19 protein-coding genes are annotated in these 22,076 nt (G+C 42.7%); 16 read left to right on the top strand and 3 right to left on the bottom strand.

What is annotated here, in order from left to right; genetic code table 11:
- Positions 1-9 precede the first annotated feature (9 nt).
- Positions 10-1,464: an LptF/LptG family permease gene (locus J3L18_RS23220; protein WP_129569572.1), complete on the top strand. Its 1,455-nt coding sequence runs from the start codon at positions 10-12 to the stop codon at positions 1,462-1,464.
- Positions 1,465-1,598: 134 nt separating this feature from the next.
- Positions 1,599-2,804: a bifunctional 3,4-dihydroxy-2-butanone-4-phosphate synthase/GTP cyclohydrolase II gene (locus J3L18_RS23215; protein WP_091175949.1), complete on the top strand. Its 1,206-nt coding sequence runs from the start codon at positions 1,599-1,601 to the stop codon at positions 2,802-2,804.
- A 140-nt stretch (positions 2,805-2,944) separates the two neighbouring features.
- On the opposite strand, the gene J3L18_RS23210 is transcribed toward J3L18_RS23215, so the two are convergent.
- Positions 2,945-7,375, bottom strand: a complete 4,431-nt coding sequence (locus tag J3L18_RS23210; RefSeq protein ID WP_146749913.1) for a translocation/assembly module TamB domain-containing protein — start codon at positions 7,373-7,375, stop codon at positions 2,945-2,947.
- A 201-nt stretch (positions 7,376-7,576) separates the two neighbouring features.
- Between J3L18_RS23210 and tsaD the strand changes: the two genes are divergently transcribed.
- Together tsaD and J3L18_RS23200 are read left to right on the top strand one after the other, a co-directional pair.
- Entirely contained in the window at positions 7,577-8,578 is a 1,002-nt protein-coding gene (tsaD, locus tag J3L18_RS23205; protein ID WP_091175954.1) for a tRNA (adenosine(37)-N6)-threonylcarbamoyltransferase complex transferase subunit TsaD, read from the top strand.
- Between the two features lie 107 nt (positions 8,579-8,685).
- Positions 8,686-8,871 (top strand): hypothetical protein, encoded by a 186-nt coding sequence (locus J3L18_RS23200; RefSeq protein WP_129569574.1) that lies wholly within the window; start codon positions 8,686-8,688, stop codon positions 8,869-8,871.
- A 29-nt stretch (positions 8,872-8,900) separates the two neighbouring features.
- On the opposite strand, the gene J3L18_RS23195 is transcribed toward J3L18_RS23200, so the two are convergent.
- Positions 8,901-9,227, bottom strand: a complete 327-nt coding sequence (locus J3L18_RS23195; RefSeq protein WP_189549230.1) for an MmcQ/YjbR family DNA-binding protein — start codon at positions 9,225-9,227, stop codon at positions 8,901-8,903.
- Between the two features lie 85 nt (positions 9,228-9,312).
- Here J3L18_RS23195 and J3L18_RS23190 point away from each other — a divergent pair, with 85 nt between their 5' ends.
- The 12 genes from J3L18_RS23190 to J3L18_RS23135 all read left to right on the top strand — a co-directional run bounded on the left by J3L18_RS23190 (position 9,313) and on the right by J3L18_RS23135 (position 20,909).
- Positions 9,313-9,945, top strand: a complete 633-nt coding sequence (locus J3L18_RS23190; protein WP_223266173.1) for a class I SAM-dependent methyltransferase — start codon at positions 9,313-9,315, stop codon at positions 9,943-9,945.
- A gap of 175 nt (positions 9,946-10,120) precedes the next feature.
- Positions 10,121-10,684: an adenylyl-sulfate kinase gene (locus tag J3L18_RS23185; RefSeq protein ID WP_091176522.1), complete on the top strand. Its 564-nt coding sequence runs from the start codon at positions 10,121-10,123 to the stop codon at positions 10,682-10,684.
- A 7-nt stretch (positions 10,685-10,691) separates the two neighbouring features.
- Entirely contained in the window at positions 10,692-11,570 is an 879-nt protein-coding gene (locus tag J3L18_RS23180; RefSeq protein ID WP_129569577.1) for a sulfotransferase, read from the top strand.
- A gap of 62 nt (positions 11,571-11,632) precedes the next feature.
- Positions 11,633-12,274, top strand: a complete 642-nt coding sequence (locus J3L18_RS23175) for a DUF4291 domain-containing protein (protein WP_129569578.1) — start codon at positions 11,633-11,635, stop codon at positions 12,272-12,274.
- Between the two features lie 335 nt (positions 12,275-12,609).
- Positions 12,610-15,057, top strand: a complete 2,448-nt coding sequence (locus J3L18_RS23170) for a TonB-dependent receptor (protein WP_129569579.1) — start codon at positions 12,610-12,612, stop codon at positions 15,055-15,057.
- A gap of 136 nt (positions 15,058-15,193) precedes the next feature.
- A complete protein-coding gene (locus J3L18_RS23165; protein WP_129569580.1) occupies positions 15,194-15,874 on the top strand; it encodes a porin family protein in 681 nt (226 codons plus the stop codon).
- A 117-nt stretch (positions 15,875-15,991) separates the two neighbouring features.
- Entirely contained in the window at positions 15,992-16,951 is a 960-nt protein-coding gene (locus J3L18_RS23160; protein ID WP_189549232.1) for a zinc-dependent alcohol dehydrogenase family protein, read from the top strand.
- An 85-nt stretch (positions 16,952-17,036) separates the two neighbouring features.
- Positions 17,037-17,870: a universal stress protein gene (locus J3L18_RS23155; protein WP_129569582.1), complete on the top strand. Its 834-nt coding sequence runs from the start codon at positions 17,037-17,039 to the stop codon at positions 17,868-17,870.
- An 80-nt stretch (positions 17,871-17,950) separates the two neighbouring features.
- On the top strand, positions 17,951-18,523 hold the full coding sequence (locus J3L18_RS23150) for an NADPH-dependent FMN reductase (RefSeq protein WP_129569583.1): 573 nt from the start codon (positions 17,951-17,953) through the stop codon (positions 18,521-18,523).
- Positions 18,524-18,712: 189 nt separating this feature from the next.
- Complete coding sequence (locus J3L18_RS23145) at positions 18,713-20,200, top strand: alpha-amylase (protein WP_129569584.1); 1,488 nt, start codon at positions 18,713-18,715, stop codon at positions 20,198-20,200.
- A 58-nt stretch (positions 20,201-20,258) separates the two neighbouring features.
- A complete protein-coding gene (locus J3L18_RS23140; RefSeq protein WP_129569585.1) occupies positions 20,259-20,558 on the top strand; it encodes a GNAT family N-acetyltransferase in 300 nt (99 codons plus the stop codon).
- Positions 20,559-20,561: 3 nt separating this feature from the next.
- Positions 20,562-20,909, top strand: coding sequence for an NAD-dependent epimerase/dehydratase family protein (locus tag J3L18_RS23135; RefSeq protein WP_129569586.1), 348 nt, complete (start codon positions 20,562-20,564; stop codon positions 20,907-20,909).
- Between the two features lie 576 nt (positions 20,910-21,485).
- Here J3L18_RS23135 and J3L18_RS23130 read toward each other — a convergent pair.
- Complete coding sequence (locus tag J3L18_RS23130) at positions 21,486-22,064, bottom strand: hypothetical protein (RefSeq protein ID WP_129569587.1); 579 nt, start codon at positions 22,062-22,064, stop codon at positions 21,486-21,488.
- Between the last annotated feature and the right edge of the window lie 12 nt (positions 22,065-22,076).

Raw genomic sequence — 22,076 nt, 5'->3', positions numbered from 1 at the left:
ATAGCACTAATGAAGAAGATCCACCTTTTACTCCTTAAATCATTTATAAGGCCTTTTTTGGTTACGCTTTTCATCGTGATGTTTGTGTTGCTAATGTTGTTTTTGTTTAAATACATTGACGACCTTATTGGCAAGGGCTTTGCCTGGTACACCATCCTGGAGCTCATGATGTATAATTCGGCCACCAATGTTCAAATGGCCCTCCCGTTATCCATCCTGCTCTCTACCATCATGACCTATGGCTCCCTTGGCGAAAATTACGAGCTTGTTGCCATCAAAGCGGCAGGCATTTCGTTGCGCCGGGCCATGTACCCAATGATCGTGATCATTTCCATACTTAGTATCGCGGCGTTCTTTTTTTCTGATTATATGCTGCCGGTGGCCAACCTTAAATATTATTCGCTGTTGTATGATGCCCGGAAACAAAAATCGGCCGATTTGCTGCCCGAGGGCGTGTTCAGTACCAGTTTTCCCGGCTATACAATCCGGGTAAAACGTAAGGATCCGGACGGACAGCGGTTGTACGATATCATGATCTATAAAAAAAGTGAGAAAGGTGATAATAACAATTCGGTGATCCTGGCCCGCGAGGGCACCATGTTCCGCGCCATGGGCGATAAATACCTGGTATTACGTTTAAAGGACGGGGTGACATATGAAGAAACCGCTTCCGAAAATGCCACATATAATACGCGGCAGCGCCTGCTGCGGGAGCGTTTTAAGGAAACCGAAACCAAGTTTGATCTGTCGGCATTTAAGCTTACCCGTACCAATGAAAGCGAGTTTAAGCAGGCATCTCAAATGATGAACATTAAACAGCTGAGGCATTATCTCGATTCGTCGCAGCGTTCAGTAGATAGCAATGTGATGGTGAATTATAAACTGGTTACACCATACATTAAATACTATTCAATACCTGCGCAATCAAAGGTTATTAAAAAATATAAAGAGTTTGATCCTAAAAAAGATGTTTTTCAGGGCCTTACCTTATCCGAACAGCAAATGAGCCTCAACAGTGCGGCTTCCGAAATAAGGTCGATCAAGGATGTGATCAAAAACCGGAGCGACAGGTATAAAGGCGATTCGGAAGGTATCCGCAGGTATTTTGTAGAGTATCAAAAAAAATATAACCTTTCGGTAGCTTGTTTGGTATTGTTTTTAATCGGTGCGCCGCTGGGCTCCATTATCCGCAAAGGTGGTTTGGGCTTGCCGGTAGTAGTTTCGGTGGTATTTTTCCTCATCTACTATATCATTACCACTATTGGCGAAAAATCGGTTAAGGGCGGTGATATTAACAAGTATTTGGGCATGTGGATTTCTATTATCACGCTGCTGCCTATCGGTTTGTTCCTTTCTTATAAAGCGGCTACAGACTCCGCCCTGTTTGATATGGAGATTTATAAACGCTTTGTAAACCGCGTGGCAGCAAAGTTTAAGCCCAAGGCAACCCGCCACGGTCATTAACGGTATATTTAATAAACGCCATATTATAAAAGCATTATCATTTTACACAAGGCCGACCCAAGTCATGGTAATATGCGTTAAATTTGATTTAGATTAAACAAGCGTTTAGGCGCTACCCAACAAGTAAGTATAGAATGTTAAACACCATACAGGAAGCGATTGAAGAAATCAAAGCAGGTAAAACAATTATCGTAGTTGATGACGAAGATCGTGAAAACGAGGGCGACTTTTTAACGGCCGCCCGCAATGCCACCCCCGAAACAATTAATTTTATGGTACGCCATGGCCGCGGCCTGGTTTGCGCCCCAATTACGGCGCAAAGGGCGCGCGAACTTGACTTGATGCCTATGGTAAGCCATAACACCACATCGCACGAAACTAATTTTACGGTTTCTGTCGATTTACTTGGGCATGGCTGCACTACAGGCATTTCTGCAAGCGACAGGTCAAAAACCACACTTGCGCTGATCGATCCGGCTACTAAACCCGAAGATCTTGGTCGCCCGGGGCATATTTTCCCGCTGATAGCCAAGGATGGCGGTGTACTGCGCCGCACCGGGCATACAGAGGCTGCTATTGACCTGGCAGTTTTAGCCGGTTTTGAGCCAGCCGGCGTTATCTGCGAAATTATGAAGGAAGATGGCGATATGGCCCGCCTGCCCGATTTGCTGGAGATAGCCAAAGAATTTAACCTTAAAATAGTATCTATCAGAGATTTGATCGCTTATCGCCTGGAGCATGAGTCGATGGTAAAGCGTGAAGTTGCTGTTAAAATGCCTACCGAATGGGGCGATTTTGATATGATAGCTTATACCCAGGTTGATACCGGCGAAAATCACCTCGCCCTGGTAAAAGGAACCTGGGAGCCCGGTGAACCTATTTTAGTCCGCGTGCATAGCTCATGTATGACCGGTGATATTTTTGGCTCGTGCCGTTGCGATTGTGGTCCGCAGTTGCATAAAGCGATGGAGATGATCAGCAGGGAAGGTAAGGGCGCTATTGTTTACATGAACCAGGAAGGCCGCGGCATTGGCCTGATCAATAAATTAAGGGCCTATCATTTGCAGGAAAACGGTTATGATACTGTTGATGCCAACCTGAAGCTGGGTTTTAAGATGGATCAGCGCGATTATGGTATCGGTGCGCAGATCCTGCGCAGCCTGGGTATTACCAAAATGCGTTTAATGAGCAACAACCCCAAAAAACGTGCAGGCCTTATCGGCTACGGTTTGGAAGTTGTTGAAAACGTACCTATTGAAATAGCGTCAAACCCTCATAACGAAGCTTACCTGCGCACCAAACGCGACAAGATGGACCATGCCATTATGCGGGATCATTGATCGTTATAAGCTAAAAGCGAAAGGCTGAAAGCCTAAAGCGAAATAAATATTTATAGTAAAAGGCTTAAAGCGATCTGCTTTAAGCCTTTTACTATTCAATGTATTTGTGCAGGAAAGCTTTTGGCTTTTAGCCTTCGGCTCTACTGGTCCTCATCTTCATCGGGCCTGGTTGCCGGTGTAGTAATTGATGATGGGATAGGAGCGGGGTTAACCGGTGCGTTTTTGCGGCGGCCCTGTCTGAATATGTTCCGGATAAACTCGCCGAAGGTGTCAAAGTCACGCTGGTAAACCAAACCTAATCCGTTTACATACTGTGGTGCCAACACATCTGTAAGGCTGCTTAGTGTTACGTTGTTTAACGCCCTGTAAGAGTATCGCGCCGTTAGGTTGCCATCTCGGCGTATTTTGTATAAGGCCTCAAAGTCTTTGGTAAGGCTGTTAAACCGTTGGTTAAACAGGTTGCTGTTGTTATTATTAAAAATATCATTTGATCCATTATTACTAAATAAGCTTCCGTTAAATGTAAGTCTGTCGCCATAAAACCTGAACGATGCGCTTGCTTCATTTAATGAGCGAATGTTCAAATCAAAATATTTAATGTTCGATTGCGAAATCAGGCTGTTAAGCTTGTTAAATGCAAATTCGCTCACCGCCTCGCCGGCTGTACCCAGCACCTGGTTGGTTAAGTTATTACTGTTTGAGGTAAAGTTACGGCGAACGATAATGCTGATAGCCTGCTGGCTCCGGTTATTGGCATCAGCGAGGTAAGTCGCCAAGTCGTCCTTAACAGATGGATCGGTAGGAAAGTTAAAGTCGAAATCAATATTAGGTTGTAACAGTGATTTGGTCAGGATCAGTTCGGCCTGTACCAAAGTTTGCTGCCCCGAGGTTGGAGTTTGCAGGCCTGCGGCAGTATACAGCGGCGCTTTACTGGTACGGACTTCATACAAGGCTTTAAGGTTTATTTCCGCGTTTGAAGGGTTGCCCGTCCACCTTATGGTACCGCCCTGGCTTACAGTAAAGTTTTTACTGATAAAGTTTTTGGCAGTAAATTCAAACTTACCTGATGATATTAAAAAGTCACCGTACATCTCAAAATCGCCCAGGCTGTTAATATTCAATTTTAAATTACGGGCAACGCCGCTGCCTTCAAGCTGGCCATAATCAGTAGCTATTTTTACAATAGTTTTTTCATCGGCGCTTAAATCAAAGTTTAGGGTAACACCGTTAAAAGCACGCTCTTTGGCAACAACTTTAGCGGTGTCACTATGGCTTACAAATTTAATGAAATCGTAATCATTGGCGGTTGACGAGGTATTAAGGGGGATATTGAAAACGGTACCTGCATTGGTGCTGGCGGTAATATCAATCTTCATGTTATCAACCGGGCCGTTGAAGTTAAATGTGCCTGTACCATAAGCCGTACCATAATAAAGGTGGTTATCTTTAAATGTGGTATTCAGGGCCATCAGGTTATCGGCTTTAAGGCTTACATTAATATCCGGGTTGGATAGGTTATTGAGGTTTACGGTTCCATTGGCGGTTCCGGTACCTTTGTGAATGTCTTTCAAAACCATATCCTTAATGCTGATAATGCTGTTGTTGACATCCAGCTTGTTATTAACCGTATAAGCTGTTTTTAAATAATTAACGGTAAGGCCGGTGTTAACAAGTGTAACTGTGCCGTTAAGTTGCGGGTTTGAGGGCTTGCCGGTAAGTTTGAGGTCGGTTGAAACATGGCCTTTTATATCCGAAACAAGGTCTTTAACAAAAGGCTCAAATATAATAGCTTCGGTTTGGTTCATCTTGATATCAAAATCAAGGTTATCATCAGTCTCTTTGCCAAACGAGTAGGTGCCGCCAATGTTCATGGTTTCCAGGCCGCGGTTAATGATATTCATATTAACATCGGATTGCTTGCGGTCGTTACCAAGTGTGGTAACCAGTTTTACATTGCCCACCAATGTCTTGTTCATGACAAGCGAATCAACAGTTAAATGCGAATCAATCCCCGGGGATTTGAGCACCGAGGTCAGTTTAACGTCGCCATCCAGGTAGCCTTTTAAGTTTACCCCCGAAGTGCGCGTGAGCTGGTTAAACGTACGCATGTTAAATTTCTGGAACGAGAGCTTTAACTGATCGGCGGGGTTATCGGATATAAAACCATCGATAAATACTTTTTGCGGCCCGTTTGAAAGTTCAAAGCCCGATACCTGTGTTTTGCCGTCCAGTAAACGGATGCGCACCTGCTCCTGGATCTTCCATTTCTCTTTTTCCAGTATGATGTCTGATGGCAGCAGTTTCAGTTTGGCTGTAGTATCGCGGCCAAATTCAACCAGGCCATAAAGATCCAGCTGGTTAACAGCGTTTTTATCCGAGAGCTTAACGTTAAAGTTAAGGCTGTCGTTTTTCAGGAAGTTGGTAATGTTGATATCCTTGATAAAAAGACTGTCCGTTAAGTCAACCCGCCTCAGCGATACGTTAAGGCCCAGCAAGCTATCGGTAGTGTTTTCGTCAATAATAAAATCATGGAAAACGGTTTTGCCGTATTTAAGCGTTTTGATATAGCCCGATAGCGTAGCTGTTTTCTTTTCCGAGTTAAACTGCCCAACAAAAGTTCCTTGCTCAGGGATTTTCAGATCGGGCAGGAAAATCGCTGTAAGCGGATCGAGGTTTTTAAGGTTCAGGTTAAAATCAAACTCTTCGGGCTTAGGCGGCACTATAGTTGTTTTTATGGAAGGGATATACTTTTTAACGATGGTTTTAAAATACGAAGGCAGGGTTGCAAGATCGTATTTGCCCTTGATACTGCCATCTGCAAAGTCAGATTTTAAAGCGATGGTGCGGTTATTACCTATGCCGTCGGCTGATAGATACAGAGAGTCAACGGCATAATTATTTCGCGGATTGACCACCCTTGCCGGCGAAAACAGGATGTTCCCCTGCAAATTGGCCAGGTCATCGCCCTTAAACTGGGTTTTAAGCAGTGTGCTTACAGTTAAAGTATCTTTGGTAAAACCGAGCTTGTTCAGGTTAGCGTCCCTGATATCGGCAGTCAAATCATAAGTTGGCAAAGCAGGGTTAAGGTTAACCTTGCCTTTAAGATCAAGCTTTACGTTCCTGTCGTTTATGGTAATATGAGCGTTGGCCAGCCTGTTTATAAAACTGCCGTTAAGCGTAAGCCTGTTATAGGTGTAGTTATTATAAGTGATGGATGCGATTTTTGCATCCACTTTTTCAGTAAGGCTTTTCAGCGCGTCGCCGCTGCCCTGTATGTTTGAAGTAAAGGTGGCCCTGCCCAAATCGCTTTGATCAAGCAGGGTGCCCAGGTCAAAAGCATAGGCGTTAACCCTGCCGCTGTAGCTTGGGTGGCCATTTTTATCAATTTTAAGGTTGATGTCTGAATCAAAACGACCGAGTGCGGTTTTGAAAACACCATAAGCAACAAAATCATTCTGTGAGCCGGTAAACCTGCCGGTAAAATTAAAGTTGCCGAATTTGGAAAGTATGGCCGGAGCCTTTTCTGTAGGCGTTCCCGAAAAATGACTGATCAGGTAATCAAGGTCTTTTTTGTTGGAGGCAACCTGGTCAAATTTTAGCTCCAGGAATGCATTATCCCAATCGGTAAGGTTGTGCAGGTTAAAATCGCCTTTAACAAAAGTGGCCTGCCCGCCGGTAATGGTCACTTTTTTTGCTTTTAGGTTGTTCACATAGCCTTTGGCCTGCCCGTCAATACCCAAATCAAAACTCACTTTTTCTAATGAACTGGTAAAGTAGGAAATATCTGATGACGAAATGCGTGACGATTTAAAGCTGGCATCCATGTGAACCTTGTTTTCAAAATCATCAAAATCATCAAACGATTTAAACTTCATCCTGAAATAATCCTTCAGGTCTGATCGGGGTGTTTGAATGGCCAGGTGCCTAAGTAAAATCTGATTGGTATCTATTGTAGCATCCGATGCGAAGTGTTTTACGGTGAACCCGCTTTTTTCATGCAGGCTTAGGCTTTTTATATTGGCTTTAAACAGGTGGTTCTTTAAATCCATACCCTGTATCAACGTGCTGAAATGCTGAACATCCAGGTCGTTAAAGTTAACCCCGGCTATTACCGTATCGCGCAGGCTATTCTTATACCTGAAATGAAAGTTATTGATAGCAATAGTGCCAAAATTTAGCGTCCAGGGTTTGTTTTGGGTTTTTTTGGTGGTATCGGCCGAATTAAAATAATCTATAACAAATTGCAGGTTGGTAGTACTGTCTTTTTGTTTTTTGAGATAGAAGGAGCCATTATCCAGTTCGATATTGGAAAAGTTGATGGTGCGGCGTTTAATACTGCTGAAAAGATAAAAATCCTCAATATCAACAGCTAATCGGGGTGTGCTTAGTAAAGTATCCCGCTTTTTATCCAAAATATAAAGCCCCTCAATTACCACCGAGCGAAATGGCCTGAGGTAAAGGCTTTTAATCCCAACCTTGGTTTTCAATTCGCCGGCAAGGTAAGCTGCTGCTTTTTTGGCAGCCCAGGTTTGTACCGGCTTAAACTGAAATGTGAGCAAAAGTATGCTCAATGTCAATAAAATGAACAATACCAGGCCCAGGAATATTTTGAGTACTTTTTTAATAACTTTGCACCTTTAATTAGTGAGTTAGCGAAATAATGAGTTGGTGAATTTTCCTCTATCCCTATACAATTAGTAAGAGGGATTGGTTTGCTTCTCATTAATAAATCACTAATTCACTAAATCAGTAAATCAATAATTAATAAACACGTGCCCGTAATTTTAGGAATCGAATCATCATGTGATGAAACCTCAGCTTCGGTTTGTGTTGATGGTGTGATCATGAGCAATGTTATTGCCAATCAAACCATACATGAGGCCTATGGAGGCGTAGTCCCGGAGTTAGCCTCAAGGGTTCATCAGCAAAATATTGTTCCGGCTGTTCAGCAGGCATTATTAAACGCAAAAGTAAGCAAAAATGATATTGATGCGGTAGCTTTTACACGCGGTCCCGGACTTTTAGGTTCTCTTTTAGTGGGCGTATCATTTGCCAAAGCTTTCGCACTGGCAAAAGGCATCCCGCTTATTGATATTAACCACATGCAGGCCCATATTCTGGCCCATTTTATCGGCGATAAAAACCCGTCGTTCCCTTTCCTTTGCCTTACCGTATCTGGCGGCCATACGCAAATTGTGCTGGTGAAAGATTATTTTGATATGGAGATCATAGGCCAGACCCTTGACGATGCCGCCGGCGAAGCCATGGATAAGACCAGTAAAATTTTAGGCCTGCCTTATCCCGGCGGACCGCTCATTGATAAATATGCACGCCAGGGGAACCCTGATGCTTATAAGTTCCCGGAGCCGCAGATCCCGGGGTATGATTTTAGCTTTAGCGGGCTGAAAACTTCCATTCTGTATTTTATCCGCGATAACGTAGCTCAAAACCCTGATTTTGTTAGCCAGAACATGGCCGATATTTGCGCATCTGTAGAAAAACGGATCGCTACCATCTTGCTTAACAAACTGCAAAAAGCGGCGCAGGCATATGGCATTAAAGATATAGCTTTGGCGGGTGGCGTATCGGCCAATACAGGCTTAAGGTTAGGACTGCAGGCCATGGCCGAACAAAATGGGTGGAACAGCTTTATCCCTAAAATGGAATACTGTACTGATAACGCCGCCATGATTGCCATAGCAGGCTATCATAAATACCTTAAAGGCGAGTTTATAGGGCAGGACGTTGCCCCGATGGCAAGGATGGCTTTTTAGCCCCCCGGCCCCCAAAAGGGGGAGGTATGGCTGAAGCTTAGTATAAAGATGATATTATAAAAATAAATAACACATTAACATTCCCCCTTTAGGGGGTTAGGGGGCATATGAACGCATCAGGATATATTTTTTACATTGTTTTTGTTATTCCGCTAATAGCAGCGATGGTTTGGCTTATGCGCCAGGATAAGAAAAAAGGGAAGATCGGGCTTTTAGTGCTGGCGGTTTTAGTAGTAGGAGTTTTGATTTACGTTTATCTTAACCGCGACGCTTTGAATGGCGTAAGGCCCTAAGGAGAATAAGCCTGTTTGTTGATATCCAGCTACCCATTTGCTACCATCTTTTCATATTCCCTGATCAGTTTTTTGGTGGCCCTTGCAAGGTAAGCTGTTATTAACAGGTGCTTCAGATCGCCGGGTGAAACGGTTTCGAGGCTCACCAGCATGTATTTATAATTTTGGTAATGCGGGGTAATGAAAAAGGTATGCGGGTCAAGCGCCATCCATTTTTCGCGCTCGGTGGTGTAAATAGCCAGTTGCTCATCCTTTTCATGTATGTTGGCGAAGATCTTATCGTTAACGTAAAATGCAGGATGCTCAAAGTGCATTTTATGGGTAACACCCGGCAGCGGCAACAAGGTGCTTTTCATAAATTGAAAAAAAATATACATATCGGTAGCCATACTTAAAGTTAATAAGTTTTCTCCATGGCAACCAATAAAACAGTAATTTCGGGTGAAAACAGGATTGGCCATGAACAGCAATAACCTCCGGAAATTATACGGCGATATCGATATCTATTTATTCGACCAGTTATTAAAAGGGCGTTTTGACGATTGCCGCACTATACTTGACGCTGGCTGCGGCGAAGGGCGAAACATAGCTTATTTTTTGCAAAACGGCTTCAAGGTTTATGGTATTGATCAAAGCGAGCATGCTGTTGAACTGGCCAAACGGCTATCCGCCGATCTGTGCCCTGATCATTCGCCTGATAATTTTAAACGGTGTACTGTTGAAGACTTACCTTTTGATGACCGACAGTTTGACCTGGTAATTTGCAGCGCCGTGTTGCATTTTGCTAATGATGCCGAGCATTTTGACAATATGGTGCGCTCACTTTGGCGCGTACTGAAACCAGGCGGTTATTTCTTTGCAAGGCTTGCATCTGATATCGGCATTGAAACATTGGTACAACCTTTAGGCAATTACCGCTACCTGCTGCCCGACGGCTCCGAACGATTTTTGGTAAATGAAGGCATCCTGCTTGAATATACCCGTGAACTGGGCGCTCAACTTTATGAACCTATAAAAACCACCAACGTGCAAAACCTGCGCTGTATGACAACCTGGTGCATGCAGAAGCAGTAATCATAATTAACTGCTGAAGTTTTCTCTCCGTCTACGTCATTTTGCTGTTCATCGATACAATGTTGCCATGTATCGATACAGTAAGTGTTAACAACAATTTCGTCCGAAATATTTGCGTTAAGCTTTCAATAACGGTTTACACAACAATTATTATTAACGCTTAACACACCACCTTATGATTATTCTGCTTTGCGGGTTATCCGGATCAGGTAAAACCACCCTTGCTCAACATGTTAAAATGAGGTTATCTGATACTGATATCCCTGTTGAAATTATTGATGCTGATGTATACCGTCAAAAGCTGTTCCCTAATCTGGGTTACACCAGGGAAGACCGTTTTGAAAATATCCGCAGGCTCGGTTTTATTGCCGGTAAATTATCCGGGCATGGTGTGGTGACTATTGTCAGCGCTATAAACCCATATGATGTGATCCGCCGTGAACTGATAGCGACTTACCCTGATGTGAAGCTGATCCATATTGATTGCCCGGTTAAAACGCTGTTGCAAAGGGATACCAAAGGCCTTTACAAGCGCGCGTTATTGCCCGAGGGCCATCCGGACAAGGTAACTAACCTAAGCGGTGTTAATGACCCTTTCCAAATCCCATCATCGCCTGATTTGTATATCAACACCCATATTACCAGGCAGACAGAGGCAACCGAAATGTTGGCAGGTTTTATTCTTGACAACTATCAGCAGGAGCAAATTAAGCAACTACAGCCAGCCGGCCGTTATTAACCAAGCTATGATCAATACAACAGTTAAATTCACGCCCCGGCAAACGTTAATTATTGCGGGGATGCACCGTTCGGGTACATCGCTTATAACCAACTGGTTAAACCGCTGCGGCCTGCAAATTGGCGAGCGCTTATGCGGCAGCGGTACAGGCAATGTTGATGGCCACTTTGAAGATCTGGAGTTTTTGAAGCTGCATGAAGAGATCCTTGATCGTAACAGTTTGGAAGTATCGGGGCTAACCGATACCCGGGATATTGAGGTGCCGCTTTACCAACTTGAAAAGATGAAGGCAGTAATTGGCATTAAACAGCAGCTTTATGAGCAATGGGCCTGGAAAGACCCGCGCACCTGCCTTTTTTTGGATACCTATGCAAAGCTGCTGCCAGGCGCCAGGTACCTGGTGGTTTTGCGTAATTACCAATCGGTGGTTAGCTCATTGCTCAGGCGCGATTTTGTATCCGTTGATCAAAAGTACATGGCCCGTAAATATATTCAGCGCCAGGTATGGACTCATTTCAGACGGCCACGCAGGTTGAAAGCATTTTATCATGACCATGCCGAAAGTTATTTAAAAGTATGGATCAATTACAATGAAGCAATATTGAAAATGCTTAAAAAGCTGAAGCCCGATGATTACCTGGTAATTAACTATTCGCAGTTGCTTGAAAACGACAGCGAAGTTTTTTCGTTTTTAACCGGCAAATGGAAGTTTGCGCTCAATTATTTCGATTTTAAGGACGTGTATAAGCAGGAGCTGATGAACAAAGCAGACGATATCAGCGAGTTTGTTACCGATAAAACATTGCTGATAAAAGCAACCTATCTGCTGAAACGTTTGGGCAGCTATATGCGGGGCAGTGAAAGTTTTCCGGGGAGGGAGGAGTAGTTTTCTAAACACGGTAAGGCCGTAGTGCTTGATATTGCCGTGAAAATTTGTTATATTATAATATGAATATTATAACAGAATTTTACCAACAGGCCCTTGAACACTGGCCAAAAACCGGGCAACATATTCTTGCTCATCAAACAAATGAGGAAATTGTAGTTTACCAGGCTTACAAAAAAAGTATTGCCCGCTTCGCTGCCGAAAACCAGTTTTTAGGCGGGAATGAATACAGCTACAATCGCATGTCGTGGATTAAGCCTAATTTTTTGTGGATGATGTACCGCTGCGGCTGGGCCGAAAAGGAAAACCAGGAAAGTGTGCTGGCTTTATGGATAAGAAAAAAAGATTTTGAGTCTATTTTAAATGAAGCTGTGATCTCGTCCTTTAATCCCAGTTACCATGATAACCACGAACAATGGCGGGCTGATCTCGACCAAAGGGAAGTACGCCTGCAATGGGATCCCGATCATGACCCATATGGCCATAAGCAGGAACGCCGCGCTATACAGTTAGGCTTAAAAGGAGGGTTGCTTGAAAACTTCGGAAAAAAACAAATTATCCGCATTGAGGATATCACCGGTTTTGTTAAACAACAGAAATCCCTGTTGGATAGTGGCAGGCTTGATGAATTGCGGGTGCCGGTTGAAAGCGTTTACAGAACTATTGATAGCGCCTTGAATAAAAGGGTAGGGATCACCGCATAAGCAACAATATCAAATCTATATCTTGATTAGGCAAATACCTAAACTTCTTTGCATCAGGTCCCACGTAAATAGCAACACTTCTTTGTAATGCCCAGGCCCGGACCCTAAACCGGGGAAAATACTGATCTCTTTGCTGGCGCATTTAGCTCGTCAAATAAACTTCCCGATGATTTTGTGAAACATGTTCATGGTTAGCTGAGAAGTCTATATTTTAAAACCTTATTTGTAATTAATCTAAATAAATATAACTTTGCGCCGGTTCCGGGTTGCAGGTGCACTCTGTAGCCCGGATCAGTTAATACTGATCCTTTAATCAATTCATTATTAAGTAAAATATGCATTTTACATTTACCCCTATTCTTGCTTCCGGTAAGCCGGCCATAACAAATGTTTCTTCAAATTTTAAAGTAGTAATGAAAATAGCTTTTAGCTTCATGCTGACGATGCTGTTTTTAAACTACAATGCAACTGCGCAAACCGGCACAGGAACCGTAAAGGGTACTGTAAAAACGGCCGATGGTAAGGCTGCGGAGTTTGTCAATATTTTTTTAACCAATACTAAGTTTGGTGCTACTACTGGGCAAAGCGGTCATTTTACTATTAAGAATATTCCGGCTGGCCCATACACTATTGTTGCAAGCTTTATCGGCCTGCAAAGTCAAACCAAAGAGATTACTGTTAGTGCAGGTGAAACCACCACAGTAGGTTTTGTTTTAACCGAAGGGGCAAAAGACCTGCAGGAGGTGTACGTTAAAAGCGCCAGGCACAACAAATTCCTGAAGAAAGAAACTGAAGATGTTGCCCGCCTGCCGCTGAAAAACCTTGAAAACCCGCAGGTATACAGTGTAGTTACCAGCGAACTGATGAAAGAGCAGATTGTAACCAGTTATGCAGATGGTTTTAAAAATATCCCGGGTACAGGTGTGCCATTAGTATATAATAACGGGCGTACCACCTTGCTATCAAGAGGTTTTGTTACCGGCAACTTTATCCGTAACAGCGTGGCGGGGTATAATTTTAATAGTATCGACCCTGCCGATATTGAAAAGATAGAAGCTATAAAAGGCCCTACCGGTACACTGTTCAATAGCAGCCTGGCTTCATTCGGTGGCTTGTTTAATCGTGTTACCAAACAACCCAATGAAACACCACGTACCGAAATCGCTTACCAAACGGGCAGCTTCGATCTCAACCGCCTTACGGCCGATGTTAACATGCCTTTAAATAAGGATAAAACCGTATTGTTCCGCGTTAACGCGGCGCTGCACAATGAGCACAGTTTCCAGGATGCGGGCTTTAACCGCGGTTTTTTTGTAGCCCCCAGCATAACCTACATCGTTAATGATCGTTTATCGGTTGATGTTGACGCGGAAATAGGTAACTCAAACGCCACTTCGGCCTACAGGCTTGCCCCGGATATCAAAGGAAAGACCTATAATGTTAAAGATCTGGGCATCGACTATAAACGTTCTTTCGGTAACAATAGCGTTGATTACCTGAGCAGGCAAATTGATCTTTATTCATTGATCAATTACAAAATTTCGGATCACTGGAAATCGCAAACCATGTTCAATAAAACTTTTTCGACTACCAAGGGCATGGTTACGGCATTTACGCTTGTTGATAGTTCCAAACAAATAAAACGACAGGCTACCCAGGAAGATTATCCTTACTATATCACCAACGTACAGCAAAATTTTATAGGCGATTTTAAAATCGGTCAGTTCCGTAACCGCATTGTGGCAGGTTTGGAGTATTATAATCAAAAAAGCAATAATACCAACGTTACCGTAAGCACACCGGCAATAAGTTATCTTAACCCGGGAGCAGCTTATAATAGTTTTACGGCAGACAAAGTTTCGGCACTTGTAGCCGCCGCCGCTCCCAAGCCCGGCGATTATGTTCAAAACAATCAAAGTTCATATGCGGCCTATGTATCGGATGTGTTTAATATCACCGAACGCCTAAATGCCATGGCCAGCATCCGTATCGATAGGTTTGTTAACAAAGGCGCTTACACACCCGCTGATGGCAAAACCACCGGCAATTTCAGTCAAACGGCATGGTCGCCCAAATTTGGTTTGGTTTACCAGGTAGTTAAAGACCAGGTATCGTTATTTGGTAATTATATGAATGGTTTTAATAATGCTACTCCTACAGCCACAAGCTTTGATAACTCAACTTTTAAACCCCAATATGCCAACCAATGGGAAGGTGGTATAAAGGCCGACATCTGGGATCATAAAATCAGCTCGACAGTTAGTTACTATAATATTTCTGTGACTAATACCATAATGGATGATCCGGCACATACTGGATTTATTACACAGGCAGGCACCCAGTTAAGCAGGGGCATCGAGGCCGAAGTGATCGCCAATCCTTTGAGTGGCTTCAATATAGTCGCTGGTTTTGCTTATAACGACAGTAAAATTACTAATGCAGCCCCTGGTGCTGCCAGTATTCTGGGCTTACGTCCTGCTAACTCCGGCCCGGCAAGGTTGGCTAACCTATGGATGAGTTACCGAATTACCCATGGCAAAATTCAGGGTTTGGGTTTTGGAGTGGGCGGCAACTACGGAAGTGATTCGTACCAAACCAATACCGCTGCGTTTAAATTCACCATACCGTCATATACCACGGTTGATGCCACTGTGTTTTATGATCAGCCTAAATACCGCATAGGCTTTAAGCTGGATAACCTAACCAATGAAAAATACTGGTCGTTCCGTTTGGCGCCACAAAACCCAACTCGTGGTACATTAAGCATGGGTATTAAGTTTTAAAAATAATCGCATACAATTATATATAAAAGGCTTACCTCATTTAAGGGTAAGCTTTTTTTATCGCTAAAATTTATTGTTGAATGTCGCATCCCGGTGCATTTTTTCGTATCCCTTCTAAACCATACTTTACACAAACATGAAATTACATTTAACCTTGTCGTCCCTGCTATTATTGGCATGTTTTAAATTGTCCGCACAAACAAACGCTATTCAATTTGGCATCAGGGCGGGCGTAAGCGGCACCTGGTTATCCCGGACGCCCGGTACGGATGTGCAGATCCGCGATGCCGAAAAAAGCGGGTCCGGCTATTTCGCCGGGGCCTTTGCCAGCTTTAACGTCAACAGGTTTTCGTTGCAGCCGGCTATTATTTTCAATTCATTAAGCAGTAAAACTACCGAAGAACTTTTAAGCGGAGATATTGTTTACCGGATGTATGGCAAATGGCGTTTATATTATATCCAGGTGCCGGTTAACCTGGTTTATAACATTCCGGTTCATGGAGGCAAATTTTATCTGGGCGCCGGGCCTTATATTGGTTGGGCTTTGTCAGGCAGGTTTACACCGGCAGGCAACGAATCGCCGGGGCAATCATCTCCCGCCGACTTTAGCTTCAAAGCCAAATTCGGCAGTGATGACAGGAGCAATTTTAAATCTTTCGACTATGGAGCTAACGTAGTCGCCGGCTTTGAGTTTGATAACGGTTTAATGATTAATGCGGTTCATAATTTAGGGCTTGCCAATATCGAGGTTGGTAATTACCCGTACAAGAAAACCAGGACCCGGAACCTGGGCATTGCTTTGGGGTATAAATTTTAGCGCTTTTTAGCTCAATTTTGCAAACCAGACCTGTCAACATGCTTGTTTACTTTATACTCCATGTGGCAGATGTTAACCTCATTAAAAACTTTCATAGCCGAAATTTGTATTTCAACTATGAAAGCATTGGTTTTTGAGCAGGCAGGCAATGCCGCTGATGTGATACAACTGAAACATTTAGCCTACCCCAAACCGGTTTCCGGCCAGTTGCTCATCAGGGTGAAGGCTTGCCCTGTACACCCGGCCGACCTGCTTTTTATTGCCGGAAAATACCGCTATCAGCCGGTGCTGCCCCAAATAGCGGGACTGGAAGGCGCCGGTTATGTTGAAGAAGCCGGACATGACAGTATTATCCCCAAAGGCAGCCTGGTAGCTTTTAGCAAAATAGGGGCGTGGGCGCAATATGTGGTAGTTGACGAGCAGGACGTGGTATTATTGCCCGATACCTTCCCCTTGGCAAAAGCCGCGCAATTATTACTCAATTCGTACACCGCATATGGTTTAATACAAGAAGCACAAGTAAAAAGCGGCGATTGGCTGCTGCTTACCGCGGCCCATTCCACAGTATCGCGCATAGTGATACAGCTTGCCGCCGAAAAAGGTATTTGTGTTATAGCCACCGTACGCGATGAGGCGCAAAAGCAAGAGTTATTAGCTTTAAAAGCCGAGGAAGTAATAGTTCCCGAACCTGGTAAGCTTAAGCAGGTTATTGATGAAATTACCAAAGGCAAGCGCATCAAAGCCGCACTTGACGCGGTAGGCGGGGAGCTGGCTACTGAAATAATATCTTCGTTGTCGCCCGGAGGGCACCTTATTGTTTATGGTTTGCTTGATCCACAGCCAGCTGCCTACCTCAACGCCGAAGTCGTGTTTAAAAACCTGGTCATTAAGGGTTTTGGTGTGAGGGGATATGTGGCAGGGCTTTCGCTCGAAGAAAAAACTCAGATGATCAGTCATTTAGTACATTCCATTGGCAGGGCCGAGTTTCAGCTTTCCCCATCGGCAACTTATACAGTTGATGAGTTTGCGCAGGCTTTTGCTTATGATAAAGGGGGGAAGGTTTTATTAGCGTTTTAGCTACAAATAGTTGTATTAAATAGTTAAACAAATCGTAAATTTAGCATTAAGCGCACGGGTCTTGTACGTACCTAAATTGTTTGTTATGAAAACTATATTAATACCGGTAGATTTTTCCGACACCAATACCAATGCTATAAAATATGCAGCCGACATGGGTTGTGATATGCCGGTAAAGAAAATTATACTGCTCAAAAGTTATTATACATCGGTATATGAACAAATCCTTCCTTCGCCCGATTTTTTACTGATAAGCGCTGATGATATTGAAAATGAGCGGCAAAAAATAGAAGTTCAGCTTAAGGAACTCATGAAAAAGCTGAAAAACCGCTGCCACGAAAATATTGAGATAGAAACGGTGGTTAGCACTGAGCCTATCGTTAGGGCTATACACAATGTAGTTGAAGATCAGCACCCCGACCTGATGATAGTTGGCGGCGATATGGGGCATGAGTTAAGTATGATTGGCGAACAGATCATCGAAATTGCAAAAAGCAGCCCGGTAAAAGTATTGATTATTCCGCCCGATTGTAGCTATCAGAAAATAGAACAGGCACTGGTACCCTGTGATTTGGAAGCCGTAGCCCGGCTCGGCGTTTTAAAAGGCCTTAACACGTCGCACAGCTGGCTTAACCCAAGGCTGATGCTCCTGTATGTCGACCCGAAGAAAAAGCATATTGGCCGGGAGGCCGAATTTGAAGCGTCGGTAAAACAACTGGTTAATTGTTATGAATGTAAGCTTCATTATTCGGAGGATAAAAATATTGTACGGGGCATACTCAATTTTGCTACAGAACAGCAAGTACAATTGATCATTGCCCTACCGGGCAAACACAGCTTTTTTTATAATTTAACCCACAGCAGCATAACCGAAGCTTTGTCTTTAAATGCCAGGCACCCGGTATTGATCCTTAAATAAATATTTGTATCTACTTTATCATCTTGTCTTTTAAGTTTGCGTCTTAATGAATTGTTAATTTTTACCGCAAACAGATGAGCATGTATAAACTCAAAGTAATAACATCAACCGTACGTCCGGGTCGTAAAGGGCCTGCAGTAGCAAAATGGATAACTGAGGCTGCCAACGGCCATGGTTTCGAGGCTGAAATGATTGACCTTGGTGAACTTAACCTCCCCCTGATGAATGAGCCTGTTCATCCTGCCCTTAAGCAATACGAACACGACTATACCAAACAATGGAGCGCTAAAATTGAAGAGGCGGATGCCTTTATTTTCGTAACTGCCGAATATGATTATAGTTATCCTGCCCCGCTTAAAAATGCAATTGAGTACTTAGTACACGAGTGGGCTTATAAGCCAAGTGGCATTGTAAGTTATTCTATAGGCCCTTTTGCCGGAGTAAGAGCAGTTATGAGTTTAAAAACCGATTTGCTCTCACTAAAAAATGTAACCCTTGCCGAAATGGTAAATATCCCTCAGCTAAATCAGTTTGTTGACGAGGACAATAACTTTATGGCGGATGAAAGACTGGATAAAAATGCCAAAATTATGTTCGACCAATTGGTAAGGTGGACAAAGGGTATGAAAGCGATTAGAGAAGATAAGTTTTAAATAACAACCCGCTTTAAACAGCCGGGGTTTTGTATTTCCTGATGGTGTAAACAGAAAAGCTTTGACAGGTTCATGTCCTGTAAATCTTGGGGTTCACAATGATTTAACGCTGTCGTTAAGTCTTGCTAAAACCTTTCTGTTTATATTTAGTTAAGTAGTCATTTATAATTAGCTTACTTAATTAAAGGCATGGAAAATTTTACAATGCTGCAGTTTTTTGAATGGTATTACCCAGCCGGAGGCAGATTGTGGAATCAGTTAAAAAATGATGCAGAAAACTTGAAGAAAAAAGGGATCGATTCGGTATGGCTTCCGCCGGCTTATAAAGCGGCAAGCGGAGGGCTCTCGGCCGGGTACGATGTTTACGATATTTATGATCTTGGCGAGTTTGATCAGAAAGGTACAATCGCAACAAAATACGGCACCAAACAAGAATATCTCGATGCGATAGCTGCGGCGCAAAAAGCCCGGTTAAAGGTTTATGTTGATGTGGTGCTTAACCATATGGGCGGTGCTGATGAAATTGAAAAGGTGAATGCCCGCAAGGTTGACCCCGCCAACCGTAACGAGTTTATAAGCGAGGTTTACGAAATAGGCGCATATACCAAATTCACTTTCCCGGGCCGCAAGGGGAAATACTCCAAATTTATATGGGATTGGCAGTGCTTTTCGGGTATTGACTATGATGCCTATAAAAAAGAAACGGCCATATTCAGCATCCAGAACCAATATGGCGAAGGCTGGAAAGATGTGCTTGACGACGAAAACGGCAATTTTGATTACCTTATGCTTTCAGATATCGACACCCGTAACCCAAGCGTACGGGAGGAACTGAAAAAATGGGGCAAATGGTATTTTGAAACCGCAAAATTTAATGGCTTCAGGCTTGATGCCATTAAACATATGGATCATGGCTTTTACAACGAATGGCTTGATTATATGCGCAATGAGTTTAAGCAGGAATTTTTTACTGTTGGCGAGTATTGGGCTTTCGATTTGCCTAAATTATTAAAATACATTGAGGTGACAGAAGGGCGTATGTCGCTTTTTGATACCCTGCTGCATGATAACTTTCATCATGCCTCGAGGGCCGGGAAGGATTATGACCTCACCACTATTTTTGATAACACACTTTTAAGTGTAAAACCCGAACTGGCAGTTACACTTGTAGAAAATCACGACACCCAGCCGCTGCAGTCGTTGGAGCAACCAATCGATCAATGGTTTAAGCCTTTGGCCTATGCGCTCATATTGCTGCGTGAAGCCGGTTACCCATGCGTTTTTTATGCCGACATGTACGGCGCAAAATATACCGACAAAGGTGGTGACGGCGAAGATCATGAGATAGAGCTGCCTGTAGTAACCGAACTGGAAACCATGCTTTATGTAAGGAAAAACATGGCCTACGGAACTCAGCGCGATTATTTTGACCACCCAAATTGTGTAGGCTGGACGCGTGAAGGCGATACAGATCACGAAGATTCAGGTTGTGCCGTAGTGATTTCAAATAGTGAGGATGGTTTTAAGGAAATGGAAATTGGGGCCGGGCATGCCGGTAAAGTTTTTGTGGACTATTTAAACAAACATGACGGAGAGGAAGTGGTGATCACGGCTGATGGCTGGGCTGAGTTTAAAGTTAAAGCGGGATCGTTATCGGTTTGGGGAATTAAGAAGTAAATTCTGTTAAACGGGGCGAACATTTTATACATTTGTTCACCCCGTAACAAATACAGCTATGAAATACGAAGAAATTCCCCTTGTAAATAATGAAGCCATTCACAATTTTGAATTGATTGTTGAAGGTCATCGTGCTTTTATCGACTACAAAAAAAAGGACGATAAAATTTACCTCATCCATACCGAAGTGCCGGTTGAACTGGAAGGCAAAGGCGTGGCATCGGCCATTGTTGAAAAAACATTCAACTATATCGAACAGAATAACCTCAAACTGGTGCCCCTTTGTGTTTATGTGGTATCATACCTGAAACGCCACCCGGAGTGGTCCCGAATTTTGGCTATAGCACCAGGTCACTAATTTATGCGTGTTTTAGTTACGGGTTCATCGGGAAGGTTAGGAGCAGTTACGGTTCAACATTTGCGCACTCATGGGCATGATGTTACCGGCATAGATCTGATCCCGGCTGAGACTACTGATGCGTTGATCGATATTTTAAATAAAGATGCTGTTTTAGCTGTTACCCAAAATATCGATGCAATTATTCATACTGCCGCTATCCACGGTAAGCATTATGAATTGAACTATCCGCGCGAAGCTTTCATCGACGTAAATATTTATGGTACGCTCAATTTGCTCAATGCCTGCGTTACAAATGGCATATCTAAATTATTATATACCAGCACCACATCTATTTATGGCGATGTATAGGGGGTAGAACCAGATATACAATAGAAAGAAAACGGCAAAATTGAAAAAAACGGCGTTTTTGATAGTGTAGAGGCTGTTTTTTGGAATGGTTTTGCACTGGGCATAAGTAAAACGAAAAATACAAATGGTATTTGCTACGATATTGGTTGTATAACCAGGTTAGTTTATACAACTAATACGATGATAACTACTATAAAAACATAAAAAAACGGCCTTAAACGGCCTTTAAAAGGCGTTTTAAGTACATTTAAACGTTATAAAAAGCCCTTATAAAGTATGTGCCTGGCAGCGCAACTTTATAAGGGCTTTTTGCTTTGTATTTTACATTTTGAAAAAATAGGGTGACAAATAGGGTGACAAATAGGGTGACAAAACTATACTTAAAATAGGCCTATAGACCCCCACATAATACCATTATTGGCATTTGCTAAATAGGTTTAGCAATGATATACATACCCCCCTAATCTTCATTTTTAATATATAAATAATTGTTAACTTTTTGATATTTAGCAACTTGCAATATTTCTCAAAATTCCCTTATATCTATTTTATACATCGGATGCATAAAATGTTGTACTAAAAGTCATTATCCGGTTTCTTGTTTAGTTTGGTCGACATGTCTTTAATCAGACCAAGAGCTAATGATTTTGCTACAACATTATTGATTCTATTTTCACCATCGGGTTGTAATGGAATATTTTGATGCAAGTCAAATAGTTCAGAAAAAGGATATTCAAGTGACGACAGAATAATTTTAAATCTATTGTCCTTGAAGTAAAATTTGCATTTAAAGAATAGTCTAAAAGTCACTTCCCTATAGGATGTCTTACCTTTTTTATCAACGTAGCTGGTAATTGTGTCCTTGAATATATTGCCATGAAATAATATTTCCCCAGAATCGCTGTCTTTTGAGTCGTAAACAAATTTACTGTCCTTGAAAGTGTTGGCGATATAAGCAATCCCATTACTGTATAGCTGGCTTTTAGAATATTGACTCTGTACCACTGTATCTATCATGTAGTTTGATTTCGTCCACCCCTGAGTATGAGTGTCAGGATCTACTTTAAAGGTTTGGGCATCAGAAAAGTGACAATTGAATAAAAAAGTGATTAAAAATGTTAATCTTATGGTATTAATTAAAAGATAATTTTTCATTATTAAGGTTTA

Source organism: Mucilaginibacter gossypii (genome assembly GCF_017569325.2).
GTDB classification, from domain to species: domain Bacteria; phylum Bacteroidota; class Bacteroidia; order Sphingobacteriales; family Sphingobacteriaceae; genus Mucilaginibacter; species Mucilaginibacter gossypii.
Note: the sequence above shows the minus strand (reverse complement) of the source record. Positions and strands in the feature narration are given on the sequence as shown.

Excerpts from the sequence above, each read along its gene's own strand:
- J3L18_RS23150 (WP_129569583.1), top strand. The coding sequence starts at position 17,951 with ATGTATAAACTCAAAGTAATAACATCAACCGTACGTCCGGGTCGTAAA.
- J3L18_RS23185 (WP_091176522.1), top strand. The coding sequence starts at position 10,121 with ATGATTATTCTGCTTTGCGGGTTATCCGGATCAGGTAAAACCACCCTT.
- J3L18_RS23140 (WP_129569585.1), top strand. The coding sequence starts at position 20,259 with ATGAAATACGAAGAAATTCCCCTTGTAAATAATGAAGCCATTCACAAT.
- J3L18_RS23170 (WP_129569579.1), top strand. The coding sequence starts at position 12,610 with ATGCATTTTACATTTACCCCTATTCTTGCTTCCGGTAAGCCGGCCATA.
- J3L18_RS23155 (WP_129569582.1), top strand. The coding sequence starts at position 17,037 with ATGAAAACTATATTAATACCGGTAGATTTTTCCGACACCAATACCAAT.
- J3L18_RS23165 (WP_129569580.1), top strand. The coding sequence starts at position 15,194 with ATGAAATTACATTTAACCTTGTCGTCCCTGCTATTATTGGCATGTTTT.
- J3L18_RS23145 (WP_129569584.1), top strand. The coding sequence starts at position 18,713 with ATGGAAAATTTTACAATGCTGCAGTTTTTTGAATGGTATTACCCAGCC.
- J3L18_RS23200 (WP_129569574.1), top strand. The coding sequence starts at position 8,686 with ATGAACGCATCAGGATATATTTTTTACATTGTTTTTGTTATTCCGCTA.
- J3L18_RS23215 (WP_091175949.1), top strand. The coding sequence starts at position 1,599 with ATGTTAAACACCATACAGGAAGCGATTGAAGAAATCAAAGCAGGTAAA.
- J3L18_RS23160 (WP_189549232.1), top strand. The coding sequence starts at position 15,992 with ATGAAAGCATTGGTTTTTGAGCAGGCAGGCAATGCCGCTGATGTGATA.
- J3L18_RS23220 (WP_129569572.1), top strand. The coding sequence starts at position 10 with ATGAAGAAGATCCACCTTTTACTCCTTAAATCATTTATAAGGCCTTTT.
- J3L18_RS23195 (WP_189549230.1), bottom strand. The coding sequence starts at position 9,227 with ATGAAAAGCACCTTGTTGCCGCTGCCGGGTGTTACCCATAAAATGCAC.
- J3L18_RS23180 (WP_129569577.1), top strand. The coding sequence starts at position 10,692 with ATGATCAATACAACAGTTAAATTCACGCCCCGGCAAACGTTAATTATT.
- J3L18_RS23135 (WP_129569586.1), top strand. The coding sequence starts at position 20,562 with ATGCGTGTTTTAGTTACGGGTTCATCGGGAAGGTTAGGAGCAGTTACG.
- J3L18_RS23175 (WP_129569578.1), top strand. The coding sequence starts at position 11,633 with ATGAATATTATAACAGAATTTTACCAACAGGCCCTTGAACACTGGCCA.
- J3L18_RS23130 (WP_129569587.1), bottom strand. The coding sequence starts at position 22,064 with ATGAAAAATTATCTTTTAATTAATACCATAAGATTAACATTTTTAATC.